The 717-nt window shown below is 35.3% G+C and carries 1 protein-coding gene; it reads left to right on the top strand.

Going from position 1 to position 717, the window contains the following annotated elements; all coding sequences use genetic code 11:
* The coding region (locus ACFIL8_RS11770; RefSeq protein ID WP_375689962.1) for a type IV secretion system protein at window positions 1-447 on the top strand (447 nt) is incomplete at its 5' end.
* Window positions 448-717: the final 270 nt, after the last annotated feature.

Raw genomic sequence — 717 nt, 5'->3', positions numbered from 1 at the left:
ACCGTCTTCTTCGAGTCCAATGGACTGCTTTACAGTCTCTTAGGCATCATTATCTTGCTAGCAACAAGCCTCGTAGTAGCAATCGGCGGTGGTCTCGTGCTCCTAACAAAAATCGCTATTACACTTCTTGTAGGATTGGGACCACTCTTCATCATTGCTTTGCTCTGGCAACCAACTCATCGCTTTTTCGAGCAATGGATAATCCAAGTCGTCAATTATATAATCCTCTTTCTACTCTTAGCAACTGTATTTAATCTGATGATGAATATCTTTGCAAACTATTTGAGCGATATGAAACTCGATTACGACCAAAATGTAAGCTTCATGTTTGGGGGAGCTCTCATCTTGTCTATTATATCCATCATGCTGTTACTCAAACTATCAAGCATAGCCAATTCTCTCGCAAAAGGCATTACATTTGGACATCTATGGAGACATAGAAATTAGATGAGATAAAAAGCAATGGTTCCCGTAGACGCCCTTAATATCCATATGACAAAATAACGAGGATATCCAATCCTAAAGTAAAAAATACTTGCACTGAAATTGAGCTATTTTCATAAATTAAAATGGAATAAAAAAGTAAAATAATTACACACCATGCACTTTACTTTATGTTCAAAATAGGAATAATGACAATAAATATCAGAATGTATATAACAGTAAAAAGAGTCATATTAAAATGAAGTCGATCATTCTTGTGATTTTGATTGCAAA

The sequence above is a fragment of the Bartonella sp. AP57NXGY genome (assembly GCF_042195805.1).
Classification (GTDB): Bacteria; Pseudomonadota; Alphaproteobacteria; order Rhizobiales; family Rhizobiaceae; genus Bartonella.
This window is presented reverse-complemented; position numbering and strand designations above follow the sequence as displayed.